We start from the raw sequence: 25,505 nt of genomic DNA on the forward strand, positions 1-25,505 counted from the left end.
CCGCCCGCCGTCAGGCGTCGTCGTCCTCCAGGTTGCCCTCGGTCTCCAGGAAGACCTGGCGCAGTTGTTCCAGCACCGCGGGGTCCGGCTTGGCCCACATGCCGCGGGACTCCGCCTCCAGGAGCCTTTCCGCGATGCCGTGGAGGGCCCAGGGGTTGGCCTGCTGGAGGAAGGCGCGGTTCTCGGGGTCGAGGACGTAAGTCTCCGTGAGCTTGTCGTACATCCAGTCCGCCACGACGCCCGTCGTCGCGTCGTAGCCGAAGAGGTAGTCGACCGTGGCGGCCAGTTCGAAGGCGCCCTTGTAGCCGTGGCGGCGCATCGCCGCGATCCACCGGGGGTTGACGACACGGGCGCGGAAGACGCGGGACGTCTCCTCGACGAGGGTGCGGGTGCGGATCGTCTCCGGGCGGGTGGAGTCGCCGATGTACGCCTCCGGCGCCGTGCCGCGCAAGGCGCGGACCGTGGCGACCATGCCGCCGTGGTACTGGAAGTAGTCGTCGGAGTCGGCGATGTCGTGCTCGCGCGTGTCCGTGTTCTTCGCGGCGACGGTGATGCGCTTGTACGCACTCTCCATCTCGGCGCGCGCCGGGCGGCCCTCCAGACCGCGGCCGTAGGCGTAGCCGCCCCACACCGTGTACACCTCGGCGAGGTCGGCGTCCGTGCGCCAGTCGCGGGAGTCGATCAGCTGGAGCAGGCCGGCGCCGTATGTGCCGGGCCGGGAGCCGAAGATCCGGGTCGTGGCACGGCGTTCGTCGCCGTGCTCGGCCAGGTCGGCCCGCGCGTGGGCGCGGACGTAGTTGTCGCCGTCGGGTTCGTCGAGGGAGGCGGCGAGGCGGACGGCGTCGTCCAGCAGGCCGATGGTGTGCGGGAACGCGTCGCGGAAGAACCCGGAGATGCGCAGGGTGACGTCGATCCTGGGGCGGCCCAGTTCTGCCGGCGGGACCGGTTCGAGGCCGGTGACACGGCGGGACGCGTCGTCCCACACGGGCCGGATGCCGAGCAGCGCGAGCGCCTCTGCCACGTCGTCGCCGGCCGTGCGCATGGCGCTGGTGCCCCACAGGGACAGGCCGACGGAGGCCGGGTACTCGCCGTTGTCGGTGCGGTAGCGCTCGATCAGCGAGTCGGCGAGCGCCTGGCCGGTCTCCCAGGCCAGACGCGACGGCACGGCCTTCGGGTCGACCGAGTAGAAGTTACGGCCGGTCGGCAGCACGTTGACCAGCCCGCGCAGCGGCGAACCGGACGGCCCGGCGGGGACGAATCCGCCGGCCAGCGCGTGGACGGCGTGGTCCAGTTCGTCGGTCGTGCGGGCCAGGCGGGGTACGACCTCGAGGGCGGCGAAACGCAGGATCGCCTCGACGTCCTTGCCGAGGTCCGCCGGCACCGCGGCCGGGTCCCAGCCGGCGGCCTCCATCGCCTCGACGAGCGCACGGGCGGTGGCCTCCGCCTCGTCGGCGGTGGTACGCGTCGCCGCGGACTCGTCCAGCCCGAGGGCCTCGCGCAGACCGGGCAGGGACTGCGAGCCGCCCCAGATCTGGCGGGCACGGAGGATGGACAGGACCAGGTTCACCCGCTCCGGGCCGGTCGGGGCGCCGCCCAGCACATGCAGGCCGTCGCGGATCTGCGCGTCCTTGACCTCGCACAGCCAGCCGTCGACGTGCAGGAGGAAGTCGTCGAAGCCGTCGTCGTCGGGGCGGTCGTCCAGGCCGAGGTCGTGGTCGAGCCGCGCGGCCTGGATCAGGGTCCAGATCTGGGCGCGGATGGCGGGCAGCTTGGAGGGGTCCATGGACGAGATCTGCGCGTACTCGTCCAGCAGTTGCTCCAGGCGCGCGATGTCGCCGTACGACTCGGCCCGCGCCATCGGCGGCACCAGGTGGTCGACCAGCGTCGCGTGCGCCCTGCGCTTGGCCTGCGTGCCCTCGCCGGGGTCGTTCACGAGGAACGGGTAGACGAGCGGCAGGTCCCCCAGGGCGGCGTCGGGACCGCAGGCCGCGGACAGGCCCGCGTTCTTGCCCGGCAGCCACTCCAGGTTGCCGTGCTTGCCCAGGTGGATCATCGCGTCGGCGCCGAAACCGCCGTCGTCCGCGGACGCCGCGATCCAGCGGTAGGCCGCCAAGTAGTGGTGCGAGGGCGGCAGATCGGGGTCGTGGTAGATCGCGATGGGGTTCTCGCCGAAGCCGCGCGGCGGCTGGATGAGGATCAGCAGGTTCCCGCGGCGCAGCGCGGCGAGCACGATGTCGCCCTCGGGGTTACGGGACCGGTCGAGGAACATCTCACCGGGCGGCGGCCCCCAGTGCTCCTCCACGGACGCGCGCAGTTCGGCGGGCAGCGCCTGGTACCAGCGCTTGTAGTCCGCGGCCGGGATGCGCACGGGGTTGCGGGCGAGCTGCTCCTCCGTCAGCCACTCCTGGTCGTGGCCGCCCGCCTCGATGAGCGCGTAGATCAGCTCGTCGCCGTCGCCGGACTCGAGGCCGGGCACCGCCTCGTCGCCGAAGTCGTAGCCCTCCTCGCGCAGCCGGCGCAGCAGGGAGACGGCGGAGGCGGGGGTGTCCAGGCCGACCGCGTTGCCGATGCGGGAGTGCTTGGTCGGGTACGCGGACAGCACCAGCGCAAGGCGCTTGTCGGCGTTCGGGATGTGGCGCAGGCGGGCGTGGCGGACGGCGATGCCGGCCACACGGGCGGCGCGCTCCTCGTCGGCGACGTACGACGGCAGGCCGTCCTCGTCGATCTCCTTGAAGGAGAACGGGACGGTGATGAGCCGCCCGTCGAACTCGGGCACGGCGACCTGGCCGGCCGCGTCCAGCGGGGAGAGGCCCTCGTCGCTCTCCTCCCACGCCGCGCGGGAGGAGGTCAGGCACAGCGCCTGAAGGATCGGCACGTCGAGCGCGGCGAGGGCGCCCGCGTCCCAGGACTCGTCGTCACCGCCCGCGGACGCGTCCGCGGGACGGGTGCCGCCCGCCGCGAGGACCGTGGTCACCAGGGCGTCCGCGGCGGTCAGTTGCTCGAGCAGTTCCGGTTCCGGGGCCCGCAGGGAGGCCACGTACAGCGGCAGCGCGCGGCCGCCCGCGTCCTCGATCGCCCCGCACAGGACGTCCACGAAGGCGGTGTTGCCGCTCATGTGGTGGGCCCGGTAGTAGAGCACCGCGATCAGCGGGCCGCCGGTGACCTCGCGGCGCGGGGTGCGCGCGAGGCGGCCCCAGGTCGGGGCGGCGGCCGGGGGCTCGAAGCCGTGACCCGTCAGCAGCACGGTGTCCGACAGGAACCGGGCCAGCTGCTCCAGGTTCGCCGGGCCGCCGTGCGCCAGGTAGGCGTGGGCCTCCGCCGCGATGCCGATCGGGACGGTGGACGCCTCCATCAGCTGGGCGTCGGGCGCCTGTTCACCGGTGAGGACCACGACGGGCCGCTCCTGCGCGAGCAGCAGGTCGATGCCGTCCTGCCAGGCCCGCAGGCCGCCGAGGAGACGCACGACGACGAGATCCGTGCCCTCCAGCAGGGCGGGCAGCTCATCGAGCGCGAGGCGCGACGGGTTAGCGAAGCGGTACGGGACCGGGCCGGCCGCCGCCCGTGCGCTCAGCAGGTCGGTGTCGGACGTCGACAGGAGCAGGATGCTCGGGTGCGCGGGGCGTCCTTCGGACGAATGCAGCATGCGGCGTCTGGCCTTCCTCGGGGTTTCCGCGCCCCGGGCGGTGGAAGACGGCGGGAGTTCCTGGCTCACCCGGCCGCGTGCGCGTGTGCTGCGCTGCTGCCGGGCTCACAGTGGCGGGACCGCGCCGGAATCTCACCGGGCTTCCTCCCCTGACGCCGTCTTCGGCGGTGGTGGGCCGTTTGGCCCGCCGAGCAGCATAGTAGGGGCCCTCCCGTCCCCGGTAGGGCGCTCGGAGCAGGCACCTTGTGTGATGGTCGGTATGCTCGCCGCCATGCCTCCGGCCCCCTCGAACCGCCCGAACAGGGACGAACCTCTCGTAACTCCCGTCCGGGACCGCGGTGATGCCTGCCCCGGCGCGCTGCGTCTGCACACCGCGGACGACGGCGCGCTGGCGCGCGTCCGCGTCCCGGCGGGCGTCGTGAGCGCCGCGCAGGCGTACGCGCTCGCCGACGCGGCGGAGCGGCTCGGCGACGGCGCGCTGGACATCACCTCACGCGGGAACCTTCAGCTGCGGGGCCTCGGGCCGGGCTGCGGCGGGGAGTTGGCGGAACTGCTGGACGCGGCCGGGCTGCTGCCCGCGCCCCGTCACGAACGCGTTCGCAACATCGTGGCGTCCCCGCTGTCCGGGCTCGACGGGCGGGGGCACCTGGACGTCCAGCCGCTGGTACGGGAGCTGGACGCGCTTCTGTGCGCGAGCGAGCGTGCGCCGGAGCTCTCGGGGCGCTTCCTGTTCGCGCTGGACGACGGCCGCGGGGACATGGCGGAGCTCGCGGCCGATGTGATGTTGCTCGCAGAACCGGGCGGCGCTGAGGTGCGCGTGACGGTCGGCGCGGCGGGGGCGCGGGTCCGCGCCGAGGACGGCCCGCGCGCGATGCTGCTCGCCGCGGAGGCGTTCCTCGACGCGGCGTCGGCGACGGGCACGAGGGCGTGGCGGGTACGGGAACTTCCGGGCGGCGGCTCGGAGTTGGCGGACGCGGCGGTGTGGCGGGACCGGGTTTCCGGGGCGGTCGGGTCCGCGGGCCCGGTCGGTCCGGTGGGCGCGGCGGCCTCGCGGGGGCTCTGCCCCCGGACCCCCGCGCCTCAATCGCCGGCGGGGCTGGATTTGCCCGGGGCTGATCGTGCGGCGCAGCCGGATTTGCCCGGTCTCGGACGTGCGGCCATGGCGGATTTGCCCGGTCCTGATCGCGCGGCGGAGCCGGAGTTGGCCGGTGCTGATCGCGCAGCCGGGTCGGAGTCGGTCGGCACGGAGGGTGCGGCCGGCCCGGTGGCGGCCGGGCGGTCGCGTGCGACCGGGCCGGGCGGGGCCGGTGGGCCCCGGCCCGGGCACGTGGGGGGCGGCGGGAACGGTGGCGGCGGGGTGAGTGTCGGGGTGCCGTTCGGGCGGCTGTCCGTGGGTGCTTGGCGGGCGCTCGCCCGGGTCGCCCAGGAGCACGGCACCGGCGAGTTGCGCGTCACCCCGTGGCGTGGGGTCGTCGTGCCGGGCGCCGGGCCCGGGCAGTTGGACGTGCTGGCCGGCGCCGGGCTCGTCACCGATCCGGACTCGCCCTGGCTCGGCGTCGGCGCTTGCACCGGGCGGCCCGGCTGCGCCAAGTCGCTGGCCGACGTGCGGGCCGACGCCACCACCCACCTGGCCGCCGGAGCGGGCGGGCTGCCCGTGTACTGGTCGGGCTGCGAACGCCGCTGCGGTCACCCCCGCGGCACCTGGGTCGACGCCGTCGCGACCGGCGACGGACGCTACGACCTGGCCGTACGCGGCGCCGGCGCCGACGAACTCCTCGGCCGACAGGCCCTTCCAGAACTCGCCGACGCCCTCGCGGCGGCGCGCACCATCACCACCCCGACGAAGTGAGCGAGAGCACCGTGTTCGAGTACGAGAAGGACGGCGCGGAGATCTACCGCCAGTCCTTTGCCACGATCCGCGCGGAGGCGGACCTCGCCGGGCTGCCGGCCGAGGTCTCGCAGGTCGCGGTCCGCATGATCCACGCCTGCGGGATGGTCGATCTCGTCACCGACCTCGTCCACAGCCCCGACGTCGTCGTGCGTGCCCGCGAGGCCCTGCGGGCCGGCGCGCCGATCCTGTGCGACGCGCAGATGGTCGCCAGCGGCGTGACGCGCAAGCGGCTGCCCGCCGACAACGACGTGGTCTGCACCCTGTCCGACCCGTCCGTGCCGGAACTGGCCGCGAAGCTCGGCACCACCCGCTCCGCCGCCGCCCTCGAGCTGTGGCGTGACCGCCTCGAGGGGGCCGTCGTCGCCGTCGGCAACGCGCCCACCGCGCTCTTCCGGCTGCTGGAGATGATCGAGGAGGGCGCGCCGCGTCCGGCGGCCGTCATCGGTGTGCCGGTCGGTTTCATCGGCGCCGCGGAGTCCAAGGAGGCGCTCGCCGCGCACCCGCTGGGCCTCGAGCACCTTGTGGTGCGCGGCCGCCGCGGTGGCAGCGCGATGGCCGCCGCCGCAGTCAACGCGATCGCGAGCGAGGCGGAGTAGTGAGCGACAACCAGAACGGCGACCAGCAGAACATCGAGAGCCCGAACATCGAGAGCCCGAACGGCGGGAGCCCGAACGGCGGGAGCCCGAACGGCGGGAGCCCGAACACCGGCCGGCTGTACGGCGTCGGGCTCGGCCCCGGCGACCCGGAGCTGATGACCCTGAGCGCCGCCCGCGTCATCGCGGAGGCCGACGTGATCGCGTACCACTGCGCCCGGCACGGACGTTCCATCGCCCGGTCGATCGCGGCCCCCCATCTGCGCCCCGAGCACATCGAGGAGCGTCTGATGTACCCGGTGACGGTCGAGACCACCGACCATCCCGGCGGCTACCGCGGCGCGCTCGACGACTTCTACGAGCAGGCCGCGGCTCGGCTCGCCGCGCACCTCGACGCCGGCCGTACGGTCGCCGTGCTCGCCGAGGGCGACCCGTTCTTCTACGGCTCGTACCAGCACATGCACAAGCGGCTCGCGCACCGCTATCCCACCGAGGTGATCCCCGGGGTCACGTCCATCAGCGCCGCGGCGGCCCGGCTCGGGACGCCGCTGTGCGAGGCGGAGGAGGTGCTCACCGTCATCCCTGGCACGCTGCCGGAGGAGGAGCTGACCGCACGGCTCGCCGCGACCGACTCGGCCGTCGTCATGAAGCTCGGCCGGACCTTCCCCGCCGTGCGGCGCGCGATGGAGTCCTCCGGCCGGCTGGCGGAGGCCCGTTACGTCGAGCGGGCCACGATGAGCGGCGAGCGCACCGGCCGACTGGCCGACATCGACCCGGAGTCGGTGCCGTACTTCTCCGTGGCCGTCGTGCCGAGCCGCATCGCGAACCCGCGCCCCGAACCCGGCAAGGGCGAGGTCGTGGTCGTCGGTACCGGGCCGGCCGGGCCGCTGTGGCTCACGCCGGAGACGAAGCGCGCCCTCGCCGACGCGGACGAACTCGTCGGCTACACCACCTACGTGGACCGGGTGCCGCAGCGTCCGGGGCAGATCCGGCACGGCTCCGACAACAAGGTCGAGTCGGAGCGCGCCGAGTTCGCGCTCGACCTGGCCCGGCGCGGGCGGCGGGTGGCCGTCGTCTCCGGCGGCGACCCGGGCGTCTTCGCCATGGCGACCGCCGTGCTGGAGGTGGCGTCCCAGGACGCGTACAAGGACGTTCCGGTCCGGGTCCTCCCGGGCGTCACCGCCGCCAACGCCGCCGCCGCGAAGGCCGGTGCGCCGCTCGGCCACGACTACGCGGTGCTCTCGCTGTCCGACCGGCTCAAGCCGTGGGAGGTCATCGCGGAGCGCCTGGCCGCCGCGGCGGCCGCCGACCTGGTGCTCGCGCTGTACAACCCCGGGTCCCGCAGCCGCACCTGGCAGGTGGGCAAGGCGCGCGAGGTGCTCCTCGGGCACCGGGCGCCCGACACGCCCGTCGTGCTCGGCAGGGACATCGGCGGACCGGAGGAGAGCGTACGGATCGTTCGGCTCGGCGAACTCGACCCGGCGCAGGTCGACATGCGCACGATCCTGCTGATCGGGTCGTCGCAGACGCAGGTGGTCCGGCGCGGCGACGGCCACGAGATCGTGTGGACCCCGAGGCGCTACCCGGAGTAGGCCCGCAGCCAGTCGGCCGCCTCCTCGGGGCCGGCCGCGACCGGCACACCGTCGGGGACGGGCGGGCGGCGCACGATCACCACGGGTACGCCCGCCTCCCGCGCGGCCGTCAGCTTCGGTGCCGTCGCCGCTCCGCCGCTGTCCTTGGTGACGAGCACGTCGATGCGGTGGCGGCGCAGCAGTTCGCGTTCCCCGTCGAGGGTGAACGGCCCCCGGTCGAGCAGCACGTCCATCCGGGGCGGGCACGCCCCCTCGGGGGCGTCGACGGACCGTACGAGGAACCACGCGTCACGGATGTGCGCGAAGGAGGCGAGGCCCATGCGGCCGGTCGTCAGGAACACCCGGCTGCCGAGCTCGGCGGCACGGTCGGCGGCCTCCTCCAGGGAGCCGACGGGATGCCAGTCGTCGCCGTCGGCCGGGGCCCATCCGGGGCGGCGCAGCGCCAGCAGGGGAACATGGGCCTCCGCGGCGGCCAGCGCCGCGTTGAAACTGATCGTTCCGGCGAAGGGATGGGTGGCGTCGATGACCGCGCCGACCTCGTGCTCGCGCAGCCACCGGGCCAGGCCCGGGGCCCCGCCGAAGCCGCCGACCCGGACCTCGCCGGGGGGCATCCTGGGAGTGGCGACCCGGCCGGCGAGGCTGCTGGTGACGTGGGCCGTGCCGTCGGCGTGCAGTGTCTCGGCGAGACGCCGGCCCTCGGTCGTCCCACCGAGGATCAGTACATGCATCGGAGTCCATCCATGAGCGCGGCAACGGGCGGCGGGCGTGAGGCCCAACTCAAGCACACCGGTCTGCGGCCCGGCTGGACGACCGGGGCCTGCGCGACGGCCGCGACGACCGCCGCGTACACGGCGCTGCTGACCGGCGATTTCCCCGACCCGGTGACGATCACGCTGCCCAAGGGGCAGACGCCGTCCTTCGCGCTGGCCGCCGAGTCCCTGTCGGGCGGTTCCGCCATGGCCGGGATCGTCAAGGACGCCGGCGACGACCCGGACGTCACCCACGGCGCGCTGGTGAGGGCAACGGTGCGGCTGCTGCCGGCCGGGTCCGGGGTCGTCTTCCGCGCGGGCCCCGGCGTGGGGACGGTCACCCGCCCCGGGCTGCCGCTCGACGTCGGTGAGCCCGCGATCAACCCGGTGCCGCGGCAGATGATGCGCGACCACGTGGGCGTGGTCGCCGCGCGGCACGGGGGCGCCGGGGACGTGGAGATCACCGTTTCCGTCGACCACGGCGAGGACATCGCGCGCTCCACGTGGAACCCCCGGCTCGGCATCCTGGGCGGGCTGTCGATCCTCGGCACGACCGGGATCGTGGTGCCGTACTCCTGCTCTGCGTGGATCGACTCCATCCGCCGCGGCGTGGACGTGGCGCGGGCCGCGGGCCGTACCCACGTGGCCGGCTGCACGGGCTCGACCTCGGAGAAGACGGTGGTGGCCCTGTACGGGCTGCCCGAGGACGCGCTGCTCGACATGGGCGATTTCGCGGGAGCGGTACTGAAGTACGTGCGACGCCATCCGGTCGAGCGGCTCACCCTGTGCGGCGGCTTCGCCAAGCTCTCCAAGCTCGCAGCGGGCCATCTGGACCTGCACTCGGGCCGCTCCCAGGTCGACAAGGCGTTCCTGGCGGAGCTGGCACGGCAGGGCGGCGCCGACGAGGCCCTCGCGGCGGAGGTCGCCGTGGCGAACACGGGCCTGGCGGCGCTCCAGATGTGCGCGGCGCAGGGCGTTCCGCTGGGCGACCTGGTGGCGGCGGCCGCGCGGGACCAGGCGCTCGGCGTACTGCGGGGCGCGCCGGTGGCGGTGGACGTCGTGTGCATCGACCGCGCGGGCACGGTCGTGGGCCGCGCGTAGCCCTCGGGCGGGCGGCGCACCGGGCCACCCGGCCGGCACCGGGGCGCGCCGACCGCGCCCCTTGCCGACCGGGTGGCCCGCAGGCGGCTCCGGCCCGTCCGGGGCCTCACGGCCGACATGCCGCAGGGCGAGCTCGCGGGGCCCCGGGAAGGCGGTACGGGCCCGGTGCGGTCGGGGCACCCGGCTTGTGCCGGGGCGTCGACCGCCGCCCCCTTCCGACCGGCTGGCCGTCGGCGGCTCCCGTCCGTCCGGGCCGCCGGGATCCCCGCCGGGACACCTCGAGAATGCGGTACGGTCCGCGCGGCCCGGGTCGGGAAGCGCCCGCTACGGCCGTCAGGCCGTGAAGGTGGCGAAACGCCCCGCGCAGCGGCGCGCTCCCGCGTCCGACCGGTCCACCACGCTCATCGCCTCGTTGGCGCGTGGCGCGTCCCGCCCGGGGCCTGTGCCGGGCACGCGCCCCCGCTGGGGGCGCAGCGCCGCGCCGGGGTCAGCAGACGTGGCGGTCGCGCTCCGCCGAGTACAGGTGGCTGTCACGGAAGCCGGACGCGGCCAGGACACGGCCGACCAGGATCACCGCGGTGCGGGTCACGCCCGCCTCCTTCACCTGCGCGGCGATGTCCTCCAGCGTCCCGCGCAGCACCAGCTCGTCGGGACGGCTCGCCATCGCGACCACGGCGGCAGGGCAGTCGGCGCCGTAGTGGGGGAGGAGCTCGGAGACGATCCGGTCGACGTGGCGGGCGCCCAGGTGGAGGACGAGCAGCGCCCCGCTGCGGCCGAGGGTCGCCAGGTCCTCGCCGTCCGGCATGGGGGTGGCCTGCTGGGCGACGCGGGTGAGGATCACCGTCTGGCCGACGGTCGGGACCGTCAGCTCCCGCTTGAGCGCGGCGGCCGCCGCGGCGAACGCGGGGACGCCCGGCACGACCTCGTACGGCACCCCCGCCGCGTCCAGGCGCCGCATCTGCTCCGCGACCGCGCTGAAGACCGACGGGTCGCCCGAGTGGAGCCGGGCCACGTCGTGGCCCTCCTCGTGGGCGCGGACCAGCTCCGCGGTGATGGCGTCCAGGTCGAGCTGCGCCGTGTCGATCAGGCGGGCGTCCGGCGGGCAGTCGGCGAGGAGTTCACGCGGGACGAGCGAGCCGGCGTAGAGGCAGACGCCGCACGACGCCAGGGTGCGCGCCCCGCGCACGGTGATCAGGTCGGCGGCGCCGGGGCCCGCACCGATGAAGTACACGGTCATGTCGGATCTCCTGCTTTGGTGACGGACCATTGGGTGACGGGCATGGCCTGGCGCCAGCCGGTGAAGCCGCCGACGGGCACGGCGTGGGAGACGGCCAGGCGGACGAGTTCGCCGCCGTGGCGCGCGTAGCGCTCGGCCAGCAGCGCCTCCGACTCGAGGGTGACCGTGTTGGCGACCAGTCGGCCGCCCGGCGGCAGCGCGTCCCAGCAGGCGTCCAGAAGCCCGGGGACGGTGAGCCCGCCGCCGATGAACACCGCCGCGGGGACGGGGAGTCCGGCCAGCGCGTCGGGCGCGGCGCCGGTGACGACACGCAGGGCCGGCACGCCGAGGCCGTCCGCGTTACGGGCGATACGCGCGGCCCGGACCGGGTCGCGCTCGACGGTGACGGCCCGGCAGGAGGGGTGCGTGCGCATCCACTCGATCGCGATGGAGCCGGAGCCGCCGCCGATGTCCCACAGCAGTTCGCCCGGCGCGGGGGCGAGAGCGGCGACGGTCGCGGCCCGTACGTGGCGTTTGGTGAGCTGCCCGTCGTGCTCGTACGCCTCGTCGGGCAGGCCCGGGGCGGCGGACAGCCGCAACGCGCCCTCGTCGAGGCGGCATTCGAGGGCTATGACGTTCAGCGGGTCGCCGGGCGGCTCGGACCAGGTCCCGGCGTGGCCCTCCACGCAGCGTTCGCCCGCCGCGCCGAGCTGTTCGAGCACCCGCATCCGGGTCCCGCCGAAGCCCCGGTCGCGCAGCAACGCGGCCACCTCGGCGGGCGTGTCCGGCCCGGCGCTGAGGACCAGCAGCCGGCGGCCGTCGTACAGCGCGGCGGACAACTGCCCTGCGGGTCGGCCGACGAGGGTGACGACGGCGGTGTCCTCGACGGGCCAGCCCAGCCGGGCGCAGGCGTACGAGACGGAAGAGGCGTGCGGGACGACGTGCAGCGCGTCCGGGCCCAGCTCCTCGGCCAGCGCGCGGCCGATTCCGTAGAACATGGGGTCGCCGCTGGCCAGGACGGCGAGCCTGCGGCCCCGGTGGGCGGCGAGCAGTCCGGCGACGGCGGGCCGCAGCGGGCTCGGCCAGGGCACGCGCTCGGCGGCGCAGTCGGCGGGCAGCAGCTCCAACTGCCGTGCGCCGCCGATGACGACCTCCGCGTCCCGCAGCGCGTCCTGCGCGGTCCCCGGGAGTCCGGGCCAGCCGTCGGCGCCGATCCCGACGACGGTTACTGCTGGTGAGCGTGGTGCGGGGGTCACTGAGCGGTACCTCGTCGGTGGAACGGCAGGGGCGCAGCCGCACTCTACTGGCCGCGTGCGGCGGCGTCGGCGGGCCCCCGGGTTACCCGCGGTGTCACGGCGCGGGCGACGGTCCGGCGGCTGTCAGTGGTGCGCGGCACACTGGAGGCATGTGCCGCAGCATCAAGACTCTCCGTCCGCCCGTCCTTCCCGAAGAGGCCACCGAGGAGGACATCCGCGCCGCCGCCCTGCAGTACGTGCGCAAGGTCTCCGGCTTCCGGGCCCCGGCCGCGCACAACCGCGAGGTGTTCGACGAGGCCGTCGAGGAGATCGCGGAAGCGACCCGCAGACTCCTCGAGGGGCTCGAGATCCGCGGCTCCGGCGGTCATGCCGCTAAGCGGCAGGCTCAGGAGCCGGACGCCGCATGAAGTAGGCGGCGAGCGAGCCCGCGCCGAACAGGGCCAGCACGGACACCGCCGCGCCGATCCAGCTCGCGCCGAGCCACTGGCCGCCGAACCAGCCGAGCCCGACGGCGTAGCCGGCCCAGGCGATCCCGGCCAGGGCCGACCAGGGAAGGAACTCCTTCACCTTGCGGTGCGCCGCGCCCGCGCCCAGCGAGACCACGGAGCGGCCGGCGGGGGCGAAACGGGCGATGACGACGAGCGCGCCGCCGCCGCGTCCGAGCGCCACGCCGAGACGTTCCTGCGCCGTGGTCAGGCGGCGTGAGCGGGCGATGGCCCGGTCCAGCCGGTCCCCGCCGCGCCAGGCGAGCCGGTAGGCGACCATGTCGCCCAGTACGGACGCGGTCGCCGCGCACAGTACGAGGACCAGCAGCGACGGGACCTCGCGCGGTACTTGGCCCGCCGCGACGGCGGCGGCGCCGGGCGCGGCCGTGGAGCCGGCGGCCGCGGCGGTGGCGGCCGTGATCACCAGCACTCCGCTCGGCAGCACGGGCAGGAACACGTCGAGAAGGACGGACAGGGCCACGACGGCGTAGATCCATGGGCTGCCGGTCAGCGACCCAATGCTCTCGAGCACCTTGACTCTCCCCGTTCCTGGCAGGGCCACGGTGTCGCGGGGGAGCGGCAGGCGGCCAGACAGCTGTACAGCGTACGCCTGGAGCGCCGAGGACTTCGACAAGGGGCGTTCCCCCGCCGGACACCGGGACGAAACCGCCCGTACGGAGCCCGTAGGGAACCAGGAGCCTGTACGGGAGGAACGGCCGCCGTCCGGACCGTCCCTGAGGCGGCCTCACGGCCCCGGGGACGAGGACCGCCCCCGGAGACGCGGACGCCCGGCCCCTCCGGAGGGAGGGACCGGGCGGTGCTACCGCGGCAGGTCAGGCGGCGGCGGTGGCCCGTTCCTCGCGCTGCTCCGCCGGGCGGGCGGCGCGGCGCGGTGCGAACAGCCGGTCCAGCGCCAGGGCGCCGGGGCCGGTGAAGACCAGCAGCAGGAACGCCCAGCAGAACATCGCCGACGCCTCACCGCCGTTCTGCAGCGGGAACAGCGACTCGGGCTGGTGGACCTTGAAGTACGCGTACGCCATCGAGCCGGAGGCGACGAGGGCCGCGCTGCGGGTGCCGACGCCGAGCAGGACCAGGGCTCCGGCGACCAGTTGGATCACCGCCGCGTACCAGCCGGGCCAGGCGCCGGCCGGGACGGTGCCGCCGCCCGCCGCGCCGCCGAGGACGCCGAACAGTGAGGCGGCGCCGTGGCAGAGGAACAGCAGACCCACGACGGCGCGGAACAGGCCGAGCGCATAGGGCTGCGCCTGTTCCAGGCGTGCGGGCAGGGGGGAGGTGCTCATGTGGGGGCTCCTTCGGTTTCGGGGACAGAACCGATGAGGGGGCCCCAGGTTAGGCAGGCCTAATCATTACTTGCAAGTTCAACATTTTCTGGCAGGCTGCTTTTGGCCGAAGCTTCCACTTCGTCGCCGGCCCGCATCGGCCGACACGCGAGGGCGCCCGGACCTGGCCTCCCTCGTGGCAGGCAGCGGCGTCCTCCGGTTTCGTGACACGGCAGGCTGAATACCGGGCGCTCCACCGAGGGGCGCCCTCGGCGCGGCGCACCGTGGTTTGGCGGGAAAGCGGCGCTCCCCGGACCGGCGGCCGGCCGGTCAAGGGCCGTCGGTCAAGGAGCCGTCGGTCACGAGCCGTCCGTCAGCGGACGGTCGAACACGGTCGTCAACCGCCCGCGGCCGTCGGCGCGCGCCCGGTCCAGTCGCAGCGATGCCGTACGTCCTCGCAGGGTCAGGGTCATCAGCTGATTGCCGAACCACGGCCCGCCCCCGCGCCCCCAGCGGACGAGAGGTTCGCCGGTGCGGCCGTGCCGGGCGAAGAGGCGGCCCAGTCGCCGTCCCGCTCGGCTCCAGCCGAACCGGAAGCCGATCCTCACCACCCTGGGGACGGAGTTGTGCACAGGGGAGCACGTCAGTTGGAGCACCCGCGCGTCCGGGACGGCGACGGCGCCCGCGCCCCCGGGACCGCCCACCGGATCGCCGGGCCGTTCCGGCTCCGCCACGTACGCGTGATGGACGTCCCCCGAGAGCACGCACACCGTCGCCGGCGCGTCCGGACCGCTGCCCACCTCGATGATCAGCCGTGTCAGCTCCTCGAACGAGGAAGGGAACGCCGACCAGTGCTCCAGATCCGCGTGGCGGCGCACGCTCTCCCCGAACCGTGCCCACCGCGCCCCCCGCTCACCGCGGCACAGTGCCGCGTTCCAGGTCTCCGCGTCGTGGATCAGCGGCGGCAGCAGCCAGGGCAGCGACGTGCCGAGAAGGAGGTGGTCGTACGAGCCGCGTTTCTCCAGGGCCTGTTCGCGCAGCCAGGCGGCCTCGTCCGCGTCGAGCATGGATCTGTTCTGCTCGTCCAGGACGCGGGCGGCACGGGTGTCGATCATCAGCAACCGGGTCCGGCCGAAGTCCCGCCGGTAGCTCCAGCGCGCGACGGACGCGTCCCGGTCGGCCGCCTCCGCGAACTGCCGCAGGGCCTGCGTGCCGTCGGGCGCCGACCGTACCGCCGTGTAGAGCGGGTCGGCGGCCAGCTCGGCGGGGGACAGATTGCCCAGGTGCTGGTACACCCAGTACGACATCAGCGCGCTGAGGATCCGCTCCCGCCACCACGGCGTCGCCCGCATCTCGGCCAGCCAGGCCGTGCTGGTGTTCCAGTCGTCGATGACGTCGTGGTCGTCGAAGATCATGCAGCTGGGCACGGTGGAGAGCAACCAGCGGACGTCGGGGTCGCGCCACGATTCGTCGTACAGCCAGGTGTACTCCTCGTAGTCCGCCACCCCGGAGCCCGGCGGCACCTCGCGGTCGCGGCCGGCCGACAGCCGTGCGCTGGTGGCCTCGGAGACCTCGTCCGCGTACACCTGGTCGCCGAGCAGCAGCAGGACGTCCGGGCGCTCCTCCTCGGGTGCGGAGGCCAGCTTGGCGGCGAGGGTGTCCAGGGCGTCGGGGCCCACCGGATCGTGGCCGCGGGCGGGGCGGGCGGCCCAGCGGCAGGAGCCGAACGTGACCCGCACGGAGTCCCCGGGGACATCCGGGGTGCGGATGGTGCTGGGCGGGTGGGGCGAGTCGTCGAGCGGCCAGACGCGGTCGCCGTCGAGGAACACCTCGTAGGCGGTCGACGAGCCCGGTGTCAGGCCGGTCACGGTGACCAGGGCGTAGTGGTGACCCGCGACCGTGAACGTACGCGAAGAGCCGCCGCCGCCCTGCTCGCAGCGGACCTCCGCCGTGCACGGGCGGCCGGTCTCGACCCAGACGGTCGCGGCGGTGCCCGTGTCCCAGTCGACGTGCCGCAGCAGCGGCCCAAGGCGAAGCCCGGTCATGTGATGCCCCTCTCCGTCGCCCCGTACGGTACGGAACGACGGAGAGGGGCGGGCCGGTTCCGCGGACCCGTGGTGTGTCCCCGGCGCGGCCCTGCGCGGCGGCCGGGTCAGCAGCCGTTCAGGATGCTCTGCAGCGCGCTCTTCTCCGCCGAGTCGACCTTGAGGTTCCAGTAGTACTTCGTGTGCACCCACATCCGGGCGTACATGCAGCGGTACGAGGTGACCGGCGGCAGCCACTCGGCCGGGTCCTGGTCGCCCTTGGACTGGTTGACGTTGTCCGTGACGGCGATGAGCTGCGGGCGGGTCAGGTCGTTGGCGAACTGCTGGCGCTTGGAGGTGGTCCAGCTGTTCGCGCCGGAACGCCACGCCTCCGCCAGCGGGACTATGTGGTCGATGTCGACGTCGGAGGCCGCGGACCAGGTGGCGCCGTCGTAGGGGGAGAACCAACGGCCGCTGGTCGCCGCGCAGCTGGAGTCCTGCACGACGTTGGTGCCGTCCCGCTTGAGTACGACCTCTCGGGTGTTGCAGGCGCCCGACTGGGTGATCCAGTGCGGGAACAGGTCACGGCTGTAGCCGGTGGAGGAGCCCTCCGCGGACACGGTCAGCTGGCTGAGGTAGCTGCGGGCGGTGGTGGCGCTGACCGGGGTGGGCGGGGCGGCCTGTGCGGTGGGAGAGGTGGCCAGCAGGCCGGCCATGGCGAGGGCGGACGTGACGGCGAGCACGGCTGCGCGGCGGACGCCGCGGCTTCGACGCGCGTAGACACCTGACATGCGAACTCCTTCGAGGTGGGGGGAACTTGGCCGTTCGGGCGTGGCCATGTTCGCGGCGCCAGGTTTCTCGGGGATGGGCGCCAGGTAACAGGGTGGCGACATGGGCACGTCACATCAAGGGTTCTGACGCGCCGACATGATCCTTGGGGCGTCGTAATGTTGCGGCGTGCTGCTGCCGGTCAACCTCACCCTCGGGGCCGTACTGGCCGTCCTGCTGGTCGCCGCGGCGTCCGTGGCGGCCGTCGCGCACCTGGGGCGTTCCCGCGACATCGCCGTCGCGGGCGTGCGCGCGGCGGTCCAACTCGCCGTCGTGTCACTGGCGATCGGCTGGGTCGTCCGCTCCGTCCCGCTGCTGCTGGCCTTCCTCGTGCTGATGTACGCGGTCGCCGTCCGCACCGCCGGCCGGCGCATCACCGCCAACGGCACCTGGTGGTGGGCCGGTCTGCCGATCGCCGCGGGAGTGCTCCCCGTCGTGGCCGCGCTGCTCCTCACCGGACTGGTGCCGGTGAAGGGCATCACGCTGATCCCCGTGACCGGCATCCTGATCGGCGGCGCCCTGAGCGTGACGGCGGTCGGCGGCCGGCGGGCGCTCGACGAGCTCGAGCAGCGCCGCGGTGAGGTGGAGGCCGGGCTCGCCCTCGGCCTGGCCGACCGCGACGCCCGCCTCGAGGTCGCCCGCGAGCCCGCGTCCGACGCGCTGCTCCCCGGCCTCGACCAGACCAGGACCGTCGGCCTCGTCACACTGCCGGGCGCCTTCGTCGGCATGCTGCTGGGCGGCGCCTCGCCCGTGGAGGCGGGCGCGGTGCAGCTCTTCGTGCTGGTCGCGCTGCTGGCCGTCCAGGCGGTCGCGGTGGCCCTGGTGGTGGAACTGGTGGCGAGGGGACGGCTGCACAGGGACGGCACACGGGGGCGCGGCGCGCGGCCCTGAACCGGCCCCGCCAGGGCGCTCCGGAGCGGTCCGGCCGCGGGCCCGCACGGCCGGCGCTTCGCGTTCGGCCGGGGTCCTCGCGTACTCTGTTCAGCGCAGAAGGGGAGTAGCTCTTCGCCGGACCGTCGACATACTGCTGGGCCTCGTGCCCGGCCGGCGCCCGGAGGCGTCCGTCATCGACGGTCGCCAGCGAGACCTTCGGCCGCAGTGCCCATGTGTCCATCCATGGCGCTGCCATGCCGAAGCGACCCCTGAAACGCCTCAGGTCACTCTCGGCAGGGCCGCGCCGCGCCTACCGATTGAGGATTCATCCGTGATCAGCTTCACCGTCATGGCGATCACGTTCGGCGTCGTCTTCCTCGCCGAACTGCCCGACAAGACCGCCCTCGCCGGTCTCATGCTGGGCACCCGATACCGCGCCTCGTACGTCTTCGCCGGTGTCGCGGCGGCCTTCGCCGTCCATGTCGCGCTCGCCATCGCCGCGGGCAGCGTGCTGACCCTGCTGCCGCACCGGCTGGTGCAGGCGGTGGTGGGTGTCCTCTTCCTCGCGGGCGCGCTGATGCTGCTGCTGAAGAAGGGCGACGACGAGGAGGAGACCGTCAAGGCTCCCGCGGACCAGTCGTTCTGGAAGGTCTCGGGCGCGGGCTTCATGCTCATCCTCGTCGCCGAGTTCGGGGACCTCACCCAGATCATGACGGCCAACCTCGCCGCCCGTTACGACAGCCCCGTTTCGGTCGGCCTCGGCGCCGTGCTGGCGCTGTGGTCCGTCGCCGGCATCGGCATCCTGGGCGGAAGGACACTGATGCGGTACGTGCCGCTGAAGCTGATCACCAAGGTCGCGGCCTGCCTGATGCTGGCCCTCGCCGGCTTCAGCCTCTTCGAGGCGATCACCGGCTGAGCCGCCGGATCAGGCGGCGCGCAGCCCGATCGTGCCGTCGTCGTGCGCGGTGACGGTGAGGTGCGTGAGGTCCGGCACGTGGAGGTCGGGCGCCATCGCCGCGGCGCGGGGCCCCACGCCGACGACCCGCATGCCCGCGGCGCGGGCCGCCGTGATGCCGGCCTCCGAGTCCTCGAACGCCACGCACTCCTCAGGGGCGAAGCCCAGCTCGGCGGCGCCCTTGAGGAAGCCCTCCGGGTCCGGCTTGCTGGCGCCGACGCACTCGGCCGTCACACGGACCCGCGGCATCGGCAGCCCGGCCGCGCTCATCCGGGCCGTGGCCAGCGCGAGGTCGGCCGAGGTGACCAGGGCGTGCGGAAGGGCGGCGACGGCGGCCATGAAGGCGGGGGCGCCGGCGACCGGGACGACGCCGTCGGTGTCGGCGGTCTCCTGGGCGAGCAGCACGCGGTTGTCGGCGTGGTTCTGTTCCATGGGGCGGTCCGGCAGCAGGATCGCCATCGTCGCGTAGCCCTGGCGGCCGTGGACGGTCTTGAGCGCCTCCTCGGCGTCCAGCCCGTGCTCGATCGCCCAGGCCCGCCAGACCCGCTCCACCACCGCGTCCGAGTTGACGATGGTGCCGTCCATGTCCAGAAGGAGGGCGCGGGCGGTCAGGGCGGTCGTCATACGGACTCCAGAGCGCGGCGGAAGGAAAACAAGCGGCCTCGCCCGCCGGTCAGGGAATACGGGCGAAGCCACTTTGTTCCTTCACGATACAAAACGCGGCGGGGTAACGCCAATCCGTTTCAGGGCGACCGTGTCTCGGCCTCCAGCGCGCGACGCGTGTGCGGGCCGTAGACGCCCAGCGGGTCGCCCTGGATGCCGCGGTCCCACTGGTAGACCTTCACGGCCTGCTCCACGTCCTCGTCGAAGCGGCCGTCCGCGTCGTCGTACGGATACAGCCACAGCTGCCTCAGCCGCTTCTGGAGGTCGACCACCGCCGCACCGCTGTCACCCTGGCGCAGCGTGCCGCCGGCCGGCTTGTCGGACGGTGCCTCGGACACCGTGCCCGTCTCCTTGGCCGTCGACGCCGGAGCGGAAGGACTGGCCGGACGGTCGCCGGTGCCCGGGCTCGTGCGGGGCGCGGACCTCGACGGCGACGGTGACGCGGACGCCGATGCGGACGCCGACGCCGAGGCCGACGGGGAGGACGAGGCGGAGGCGGACGCGCTCGGTGAGGCGGACTCCGAAGGGGCTTCCGACACCGCGCTGGCGGTCGGGGCGCTGCTGCGGGTGTCCGGCGGCAGCGCACGGTCCTGCTCGTCGCCGCCGGAGAACAGCCCTCCGGCGAACGCGGCCGTCCCCGCGACGGCGACGGCCGCCGCGCCCACGGCGAGCCCGGCGAACACCCGCCGCCGCCGCGGCGGCCCGTCACCCCCGTGACCGTCACCGCTCCCGGCCGGGCCGCCGCCGACGGGCGCCAGGACGACGGTGTCGTCACCCCCACGGCGCGCGTCGCCGCCCCCGTCCACCGCGAACGCCTCCGGCGGCAGCGCGCCGCCGTAACCGGCGACGCCGTGCGCTTCCACGCCGGTGCTCTCCTGCGGGAGTGCCGTGCCGTAGGCGGCGGCGTCCGCGCCCGGCGCGTAGCCGTGGTGCGTCTCGGGGTCGTGCCCGGCGGCGTCCGCGCCCGGCGCGTAGCCGTGCTCCGCGCCCGCGCCGGGCGCGAAGGCCTCCGGCGGGAGCGCACCGCCGTACGCCGCCGTGTCGTCGTGAGCCACGTGACCGTGGGCGTCCCCGCCCGGCCGGGCGGGGACGCCCCGGCCCGGGTCGTACCCCTGGCCATCGGCAGCGGGTGTCGACGGGGCCGCAACCTGCATGGGCCGGGGAAGCCCCGTCACCACCCCCTGCCCGGAGCTACCCGGGTCCGGCGCGAAAGCGTCGTGCGCGGACGGCGTCCGAGCCTCTCCGCGCCCGGCGACGCCCTCCCGCGGCGGCCGCGCCGCACCGTGCCCGGCGGCACCCGGCCCGAAGCCCTCGTGCGCGCCGCTCCCCTTCCCGTCCCGCCCGGCCGCGGCCGGGGACGAACGGGTGACGGTGTCCGGGCCGGACGGGTCCTGCGGGTCCGTCGGGTCCGACCCGCCGGACCGGGCACGGTTCGGCGTACCAAGGCCCTCCAGCGTCACGTACGGCCTGATCCGCAGCGGATCGAAGTCCTCCGCCGCCGCGATGTCCGCCTCCCGTTCCGCGCGCAGAGCGGCCCCCGCCCGCTCGGCGCAGTCACAGCCGGGTCCGGCGCTGCCGTCCGGGTTCCTCGGTCTGTCGCACTCCGGACATCTGTTTCCGGTCATTGCCGGTTCCCCTCCCCTTTGAATGCCGCCGATTATGCAACCGTCCCGTGCCGCACCCAACGCCCCACCGGCCACACCGCCCCTCTCGGGAGGCCATAACCGGACAGACACACCACGATGGGATGGAACAGCGCCACGGAACCGAGGAGACCGGCATGGCTCAGGAAGTGAGCAGCGCTCAGGTGGGACCTGCCCCCGGCGAGGGGCACGACCGGCGAACCGTTCTCGTCGCCATCGGCGCGCTGCTGCTGGGCATGCTCCTGGCCGCCCTCGACCAGACCATCGTCGCCACCGCGCTGCCGACGATCGTCAGCGAACTGGGCGGCATGGACCACCTCTCCTGGGTGGTCACCGCCTACATGCTGGCCGCCACCGCCGCGACCCCCCTGTGGGGCAAGCTCGGTGACCAGTACGGGCGCAAGAAGCTCTTCCAGACGGCCATCGTCATCTTCCTCGTCGGCTCCGCCCTGTGCGGCATCTCCCAGAACATGCCGCAGCTCATCGCCTTCCGCGCGGTCCAGGGCCTCGGCGGCGGCGGGCTGATGGTGCTGTCGATGGCGATCGTCGGCGACCTCGTGTCACCGCGTGAACGAGGCAAGTACCAGGGCCTCTTCGGCGCCGTCTTCGGCGCGACGAGCGTCCTCGGACCGCTGCTCGGCGGCTTCTTCACCGAACACCTCAGCTGGCGCTGGGTGTTCTACATCAACCTGCCCATCGGCGTCGTCGCGCTGCTTGTCATCGCGGCCGTGCTGCACATCCCGGTCCGTCAGACCCGCCACACCATCGACTACCTGGGCACGTTCCTCATCGCCTCCGTCGCCACCTGCCTCGTCCTCGTCGCCTCCCTCGGCGGCACGACCTGGGCGTGGGGCTCGACGCGGATCATCGGCCTGGCCGTTCTGGGGGCCGTGCTCCTCGTCGCGTTCGTCGCCGTCGAACGCAGGGCGGCGGAACCCGTCCTGCCGCTGAAGCTGTTCCGGATCCGGACGTTCACCCTCGTCGCGGTCATCAGCTTCATCATCGGCTTCGCGATGTTCGGCGCGATGACGTACCTGCCGACGTTCCTCCAGGTCGTCCAGGGGATCTCGCCGACGATGTCCGGTGTCCACATGCTGCCGATGGTGCTCGGCCTGCTGATCACATCCACGGCCTCGGGGCAGATCGTCAGCCGCACCGGCCGCTGGAAGGTCTTCCCGATCGCCGGCACCGCCGTGACGGCGCTGGGCCTCCTGCTCCTCCACCAGCTCGAGGAGACCAGCTCCACCTGGCAGATGAGCCTGTTCTTCTTCGTCTTCGGTGCCGGACTCGGCCTGGTCATGCAGGTCCTCGTCCTCGTCGTCCAGAACGCCGTGGGCTACGAAGACCTGGGTGTCGCGACGTCCGGTGCGACGTTCTTCCGCTCCATCGGCGCCTCGTTCGGCGTCGCGATCTTCGGCACCATCTTCACCAACCGGCTGGAGCACAAGCTCACCGACGCCCTCGCAGGCCAGGAGGTGCCGCCCGGCGCCGGGGCCGCCGAGCTCGCCGCCGACCCGCGTGCCATCGCGGAACTCCCCTCCGGCCTGCGCCCGTCGGTGCTCCACGCGTACTCGACGGCCATCACGGACGTCTTCCTCTACGCCCTGCCGGTCGTCGCGCTCGCCTTCCTCGTCGCCTGGTTCCTCAAGGAGGACAAGCTCCGCGTCTCGGTGACCGCGCCGGACCACAGCGAGACGCTGGCCTCCAATCCCGTCGAACGCTCCTCCTACGACGAGGTCGCACGGGCCCTGTCGGTGCTCGGCTCCCGCGAGGGCAGGCGGCACATCTACGAGAAGATCACCGCGCGGGCCGGCTACGACCTGCTGCCCGCCTCGAGCTGGCTCCTGCTGCGCATCAAGCGCCACGGCGTCGTCGAACCGGCCAGGCTCGCCGAGACCACGCCCGTCCCGCTGCGCGCGATCACGGAGGCGGCGCGCGAGGTGGAGGGACGCGGCCTGGCCCGGCGCGAGGGCCTCGACCTGATGCTCACGGACAGCGGCGTGGAGGCCGCCGTACAGCTGGCGCAGGCGCGCGAGGAGTCGCTCGCCGAGCTGCTCGGCGACTGGTGGGGACCCGAACGGCCGACCGACCTCGTCCAGCTGGTGCACGATCTGAACGCGGAGCTGTGCGGCTCCGACGCCGAGCGGCCGCACAGCCCCGAGCCGCACCGCGACCACGAGTACCCGAGGGGCCACCCCGTCTGACGTCCCGCCGGGACCGCACCCCGGCCTGTGTCCGTCCCGCCGGCCCGCGTCCGTCCCGCCCGCCCCGGCCGCCGGTCAGAGGTCCTTGCCGTACCAGATCTCCATGTACGGGCCGGTGCAGTACGCCGGGATCTCCGCGTAGCCGTGCCGCGTGTACAACGCGCGGGCCTCCACCAGGTCGAGGCGGGTGTTGAGGACCATCCGCCGCGCGCCGAGCGCGCGGGCCTCGTGCTCCAGCGCCTCCATCAGCAGCGAGGCGCCCTTGCGGCCGCGGAAGTCGTGCCGCAGGAAGACCCGCGTGAGCTCCGCGCGCTCCTGGTCCAGCATCAGCACCCCGCCGCAGGCCGCCGCCTCGCCGCCGTACCGGCCGACGAGGAACTGGCCCGTCGGCGGCGTCAACAGCTCGACACCGTCACCGGTGAGCCCTTCGTCGACCTCCTCCACGGTCGCGGGCCGGCCCCAGTAGCGGCTCGCCACATCGTGGTAGTACGCGCGCCGCAGCGCGGTCGCGTCGGGGGAGTCGAACGGCTCCGGGGCCAGTGTCCATATGGTCATGGACGTTTCGTAGCCCGTGCGGTGGTTGTTTGGCCAATCATTTCCCGGTTACTCGGAGCTATGAAAGCTCGCGAACTGCGAGCGTCCGCCCACGGGTCCCGACCCGGAAGGTGAGTCATGTCGACCCTGACCACAGTTCTGATCGTCGCCGCGGTGATCGTGGTCCTTCTGATCATCGCCGGCTCCCTCTACGCACGCCGCGGCGGACACGCCGGCGGACGGCGGGCACTGCGCCGGCGCTTCGGCCCCGAGTACGAGAGGGTCCTCGCCCGCCACGACGGTGACGCCAAGGCGGCCGACCGCGATCTGCACGATCGCGTCCAGCGCTACGGAGACCTCGCACCGCAGCCCCTCCCGCCCGGCGTGCGGGAGCAGTACGACACCGCATGGGCCGCCGTGCAGGAACGCTTCGTCGACGACCCGCGCGGCGCCGTCGCCGACGCCGACCAGCTGCTGGGCCGGATCGCGGGCGACCGCGGCTTCCCGGCCGCCGGCCGCTACGAGGAGCAGCTCGCGGCGCTCTCCGTCCACCACCCGCGCCACGTCGAGGGCTACCGCAGGCTGCACCGCGCCGCCCGCAGCGGCGCGGAGACGAGCACGGAACAACTGCGCGAGGCGATGGTCGACGCCCGTGAACTCTTCGACGACCTGGTCGCCGACCGGGCCGTGGACCACGGCCGCCACCGCCCCGGCGCCCCCGACCGGTCCCACGGCCGTGGCCGCGGCCACATGCTGCGCCCGAAGGGGAGTGGCGTGTGATGCCGCACCCGAATCATCAGCAATCCCCCAGGACTGCCGTCCCGCCCGGTACCGCCGGCGACGCGGGAGACCTCGGAGTCCCCGCCGCGCCGGTCGGACGGGACGGCAAGGACGACGTACGCGCCACAGGCCTGCGGGCCGAGCGCGGCGCCGCGCACGGGTCGCGGCCGGGGCCGGTGGACGAGCCGCTGAAACCGGTCCTCGACGATCCCGGGGCCACCACCGGTGCCAACGGTGCCACCGGTGCCACCGGTGGTACGACCCCGCTCACCGCGCCCGGCGCGGGCGACGCCGAACCGCGAGCGGCCCGGCTCCTGCCGCAGGACGAATGCGAGCGGCTGGAACACCGCCTGCACCAGGCGCTCACCGGCTTCGTCGACTCCCCGCGCCGCGCGGTCGAGGAGGCGGCCGACGTCCTCGAGGACACCGGCGACCGGATCACCGCGTCCCTGGCGGAGCACCGCCGGACGCTGCGGCACTCCGCCGACGCCGGCGGCGAGGACACCGAGCGACTGCGCCGTGCGCTCCAGGCGTACCGGGAGGTGACGGAGCGGCTGCTGCGGATCTAGCGCGGCGCGGATCCGGTACGGATCCGGCGTGGATCCGGCACGGCGTCGGCTAGGACTGCGCCTTGGGCGCGGCCTGCTGCACGACCTCGAACGACCACACGGTGGACCCGGTGGCGGCGGGCTTGGGACGCTCGCCGCCACCGCCTTGCGCGCCGCCGCCCTGGGCGCCGCCGCCTTGGTGGGCGGCCTTCATCGGCCCCTCCATCCACGCCTGGAACGAGGCCTCGTCACGCCACCGGGTGTAGACCAGGTACTGGTCGGTCCCCTCGACGGGCCGCAGCAGCTCGAACCACTCGAACCCGTCCGAACTCTCGACGGCACCGGCCCGGGAGGCGAACCGCTTCTCGAGGACGTCGCGCTGCTCGTCGGGGACGGTGAGGACGTTGATCTTCACGATGCTCATGCGGCCATCCTGCCGCACGGGGTGCTTTCCCCCACCCCTCCCCTTCCCGAAACCGGGCTCCGCCCGGACCCCGCACCGCCCTGCGGGCGGCGTACCGCGCTTCGCGCGGTGCCCTCAATCGCCGGGCGGGCTGAAGTTGCCCGGCAACTTCAGCCTCGCCGGCGTTTGAGGCGCGGGGGTCCGGTGGGGGTCCCCCCACGCCGCCAGGCGTAGCCCAGGTGAC

Annotated in this window: 22 protein-coding genes and 1 riboswitch; of the genes, 10 read left to right on the plus strand and 12 right to left on the minus strand. The window is 74.1% G+C overall.

Going from position 1 to position 25,505, the window contains the following annotated elements; all coding sequences use genetic code 11:
- Window positions 1-10: 10 nt before the first annotated feature.
- Window positions 11-3,643 (minus strand): cobaltochelatase subunit CobN, encoded by a 3,633-nt coding sequence (gene cobN, locus AB0K36_RS21355; protein ID WP_364596644.1) that lies wholly within the window; start codon window positions 3,641-3,643, stop codon window positions 11-13.
- A 54-nt stretch (window positions 3,644-3,697) separates the two neighbouring features.
- A riboswitch (cobalamin riboswitch) is annotated at window positions 3,698-3,790 on the minus strand.
- A 124-nt stretch (window positions 3,791-3,914) separates the two neighbouring features.
- On the opposite strand from cobN, the gene cobG reads away from it, so the two are divergent.
- The 3 genes from cobG to AB0K36_RS21370 all read left to right on the plus strand — a co-directional run bounded on the left by cobG (window position 3,915) and on the right by AB0K36_RS21370 (window position 7,719).
- Window positions 3,915-5,492 (plus strand): precorrin-3B synthase, encoded by a 1,578-nt coding sequence (gene cobG / locus AB0K36_RS21360; protein ID WP_364596646.1) that lies wholly within the window; start codon window positions 3,915-3,917, stop codon window positions 5,490-5,492.
- Window positions 5,493-5,503: 11 nt separating this feature from the next.
- Complete coding sequence (locus AB0K36_RS21365) at window positions 5,504-6,130, plus strand: precorrin-8X methylmutase (protein WP_189468439.1); 627 nt, start codon at window positions 5,504-5,506, stop codon at window positions 6,128-6,130.
- A 116-nt stretch (window positions 6,131-6,246) separates the two neighbouring features.
- Window positions 6,247-7,719, plus strand: a complete 1,473-nt coding sequence (locus AB0K36_RS21370) for a precorrin-2 C(20)-methyltransferase (RefSeq protein WP_364596699.1) — start codon at window positions 6,247-6,249, stop codon at window positions 7,717-7,719.
- On the opposite strand, the gene AB0K36_RS21375 is transcribed toward AB0K36_RS21370, so the two are convergent.
- A complete protein-coding gene (locus AB0K36_RS21375) occupies window positions 7,707-8,447 on the minus strand; it encodes a cobalt-precorrin-6A reductase (RefSeq protein WP_364596648.1) in 741 nt (246 codons plus the stop codon). The genes AB0K36_RS21370 and AB0K36_RS21375 overlap by 13 nt on opposite strands.
- Before the next feature lie 12 nt (window positions 8,448-8,459).
- Here AB0K36_RS21375 and AB0K36_RS21380 point away from each other — a divergent pair, with 12 nt between their 5' ends.
- Window positions 8,460-9,569, plus strand: coding sequence for a cobalt-precorrin-5B (C(1))-methyltransferase (locus AB0K36_RS21380; RefSeq protein ID WP_364596650.1), 1,110 nt, complete (start codon window positions 8,460-8,462; stop codon window positions 9,567-9,569).
- Between the two features lie 487 nt (window positions 9,570-10,056).
- Here AB0K36_RS21380 and cobM read toward each other — a convergent pair whose 3' ends face one another.
- Window positions 10,057-10,806, minus strand: a complete 750-nt coding sequence (gene cobM / locus AB0K36_RS21385; RefSeq protein ID WP_364596653.1) for a precorrin-4 C(11)-methyltransferase — start codon at window positions 10,804-10,806, stop codon at window positions 10,057-10,059.
- The gene (gene cbiE, locus AB0K36_RS21390; RefSeq protein ID WP_364596656.1) at window positions 10,803-12,041 is read right to left on the minus strand and encodes a precorrin-6y C5,15-methyltransferase (decarboxylating) subunit CbiE; all 1,239 of its coding nucleotides are present in this window, start codon (window positions 12,039-12,041) and stop codon (window positions 10,803-10,805) included. The genes cobM and cbiE overlap by 4 nt, the downstream gene beginning before the upstream one ends.
- A gap of 149 nt (window positions 12,042-12,190) precedes the next feature.
- Here cbiE and AB0K36_RS21395 point away from each other — a divergent pair, with 149 nt between their 5' ends.
- A complete protein-coding gene (locus AB0K36_RS21395; protein ID WP_189468301.1) occupies window positions 12,191-12,448 on the plus strand; it encodes a DUF2277 domain-containing protein in 258 nt (85 codons plus the stop codon).
- Here the strand turns inward: AB0K36_RS21395 and AB0K36_RS21400 are convergent.
- The 4 genes from AB0K36_RS21400 to AB0K36_RS21415 all read right to left on the minus strand — a co-directional run bounded on the left by AB0K36_RS21400 (window position 12,414) and on the right by AB0K36_RS21415 (window position 16,621).
- Entirely contained in the window at window positions 12,414-13,058 is a 645-nt protein-coding gene (locus AB0K36_RS21400; RefSeq protein ID WP_364596659.1) for a DedA family protein, read from the minus strand. The two genes, AB0K36_RS21395 and AB0K36_RS21400, sit on opposite strands and share 35 nt — an antisense overlap.
- 301 nt (window positions 13,059-13,359) lie before the next feature.
- Window positions 13,360-13,827, minus strand: coding sequence for a DoxX family protein (locus tag AB0K36_RS21405; RefSeq protein WP_364596661.1), 468 nt, complete (start codon window positions 13,825-13,827; stop codon window positions 13,360-13,362).
- 338 nt (window positions 13,828-14,165) lie between these two features.
- Window positions 14,166-15,851, minus strand: coding sequence for an alkaline phosphatase D family protein (locus AB0K36_RS21410; protein WP_364596664.1), 1,686 nt, complete (start codon window positions 15,849-15,851; stop codon window positions 14,166-14,168).
- A 107-nt stretch (window positions 15,852-15,958) separates the two neighbouring features.
- Window positions 15,959-16,621 carry an HNH endonuclease family protein gene (locus AB0K36_RS21415; protein WP_189468307.1) on the minus strand — a complete coding sequence of 221 codons (663 nt, stop codon included), beginning with the start codon at window positions 16,619-16,621 and terminating at the stop codon, window positions 15,959-15,961.
- Between the two features lie 166 nt (window positions 16,622-16,787).
- Here AB0K36_RS21415 and AB0K36_RS21420 point away from each other — a divergent pair, with 166 nt between their 5' ends.
- On the plus strand, window positions 16,788-17,549 hold the full coding sequence (locus AB0K36_RS21420; RefSeq protein ID WP_364596667.1) for an ABC transporter permease: 762 nt from the start codon (window positions 16,788-16,790) through the stop codon (window positions 17,547-17,549).
- Window positions 17,550-17,862: 313 nt separating this feature from the next.
- Window positions 17,863-18,447 (plus strand): TMEM165/GDT1 family protein, encoded by a 585-nt coding sequence (locus tag AB0K36_RS21425; protein ID WP_364596670.1) that lies wholly within the window; start codon window positions 17,863-17,865, stop codon window positions 18,445-18,447.
- Window positions 18,448-18,456: 9 nt separating this feature from the next.
- Here AB0K36_RS21425 and AB0K36_RS21430 read toward each other — a convergent pair whose 3' ends face one another.
- Both AB0K36_RS21430 and AB0K36_RS21435 read right to left on the minus strand, forming a co-directional pair.
- Window positions 18,457-19,110 (minus strand): HAD-IA family hydrolase, encoded by a 654-nt coding sequence (locus tag AB0K36_RS21430; protein ID WP_364596673.1) that lies wholly within the window; start codon window positions 19,108-19,110, stop codon window positions 18,457-18,459.
- A 119-nt stretch (window positions 19,111-19,229) separates the two neighbouring features.
- Window positions 19,230-20,204, minus strand: a complete 975-nt coding sequence (locus AB0K36_RS21435) for a peptidoglycan-binding domain-containing protein (RefSeq protein WP_364596676.1) — start codon at window positions 20,202-20,204, stop codon at window positions 19,230-19,232.
- A gap of 725 nt (window positions 20,205-20,929) precedes the next feature.
- Between AB0K36_RS21435 and AB0K36_RS21440 the strand changes: the two genes are divergently transcribed.
- Window positions 20,930-22,996, plus strand: coding sequence for an MDR family MFS transporter (locus AB0K36_RS21440; RefSeq protein WP_364596679.1), 2,067 nt, complete (start codon window positions 20,930-20,932; stop codon window positions 22,994-22,996).
- A gap of 75 nt (window positions 22,997-23,071) precedes the next feature.
- Here AB0K36_RS21440 and AB0K36_RS21445 read toward each other — a convergent pair whose 3' ends face one another.
- Entirely contained in the window at window positions 23,072-23,551 is a 480-nt protein-coding gene (locus tag AB0K36_RS21445; protein WP_364596682.1) for a GNAT family N-acetyltransferase, read from the minus strand.
- A 117-nt stretch (window positions 23,552-23,668) separates the two neighbouring features.
- On the opposite strand from AB0K36_RS21445, the gene AB0K36_RS21450 reads away from it, so the two are divergent.
- On the plus strand, window positions 23,669-24,310 hold the full coding sequence (locus tag AB0K36_RS21450) for a hypothetical protein (protein ID WP_364596685.1): 642 nt from the start codon (window positions 23,669-23,671) through the stop codon (window positions 24,308-24,310).
- Window positions 24,310-24,879, plus strand: coding sequence for a hypothetical protein (locus AB0K36_RS21455; RefSeq protein ID WP_364596687.1), 570 nt, complete (start codon window positions 24,310-24,312; stop codon window positions 24,877-24,879). Before AB0K36_RS21450 ends, AB0K36_RS21455 begins: the two co-directional genes overlap by 1 nt.
- A 49-nt stretch (window positions 24,880-24,928) precedes the next feature.
- Here AB0K36_RS21455 and AB0K36_RS21460 read toward each other — a convergent pair whose 3' ends face one another.
- The gene (locus tag AB0K36_RS21460; protein ID WP_189468326.1) at window positions 24,929-25,282 is read right to left on the minus strand and encodes an antibiotic biosynthesis monooxygenase family protein; all 354 of its coding nucleotides are present in this window, start codon (window positions 25,280-25,282) and stop codon (window positions 24,929-24,931) included.
- Window positions 25,283-25,505 lie beyond the last annotated feature (223 nt).

Source organism: Streptomyces kurssanovii (assembly GCF_040677245.1).
Taxonomy (GTDB): domain Bacteria; phylum Actinomycetota; class Actinomycetes; order Streptomycetales; family Streptomycetaceae; genus Streptomyces; species Streptomyces kurssanovii.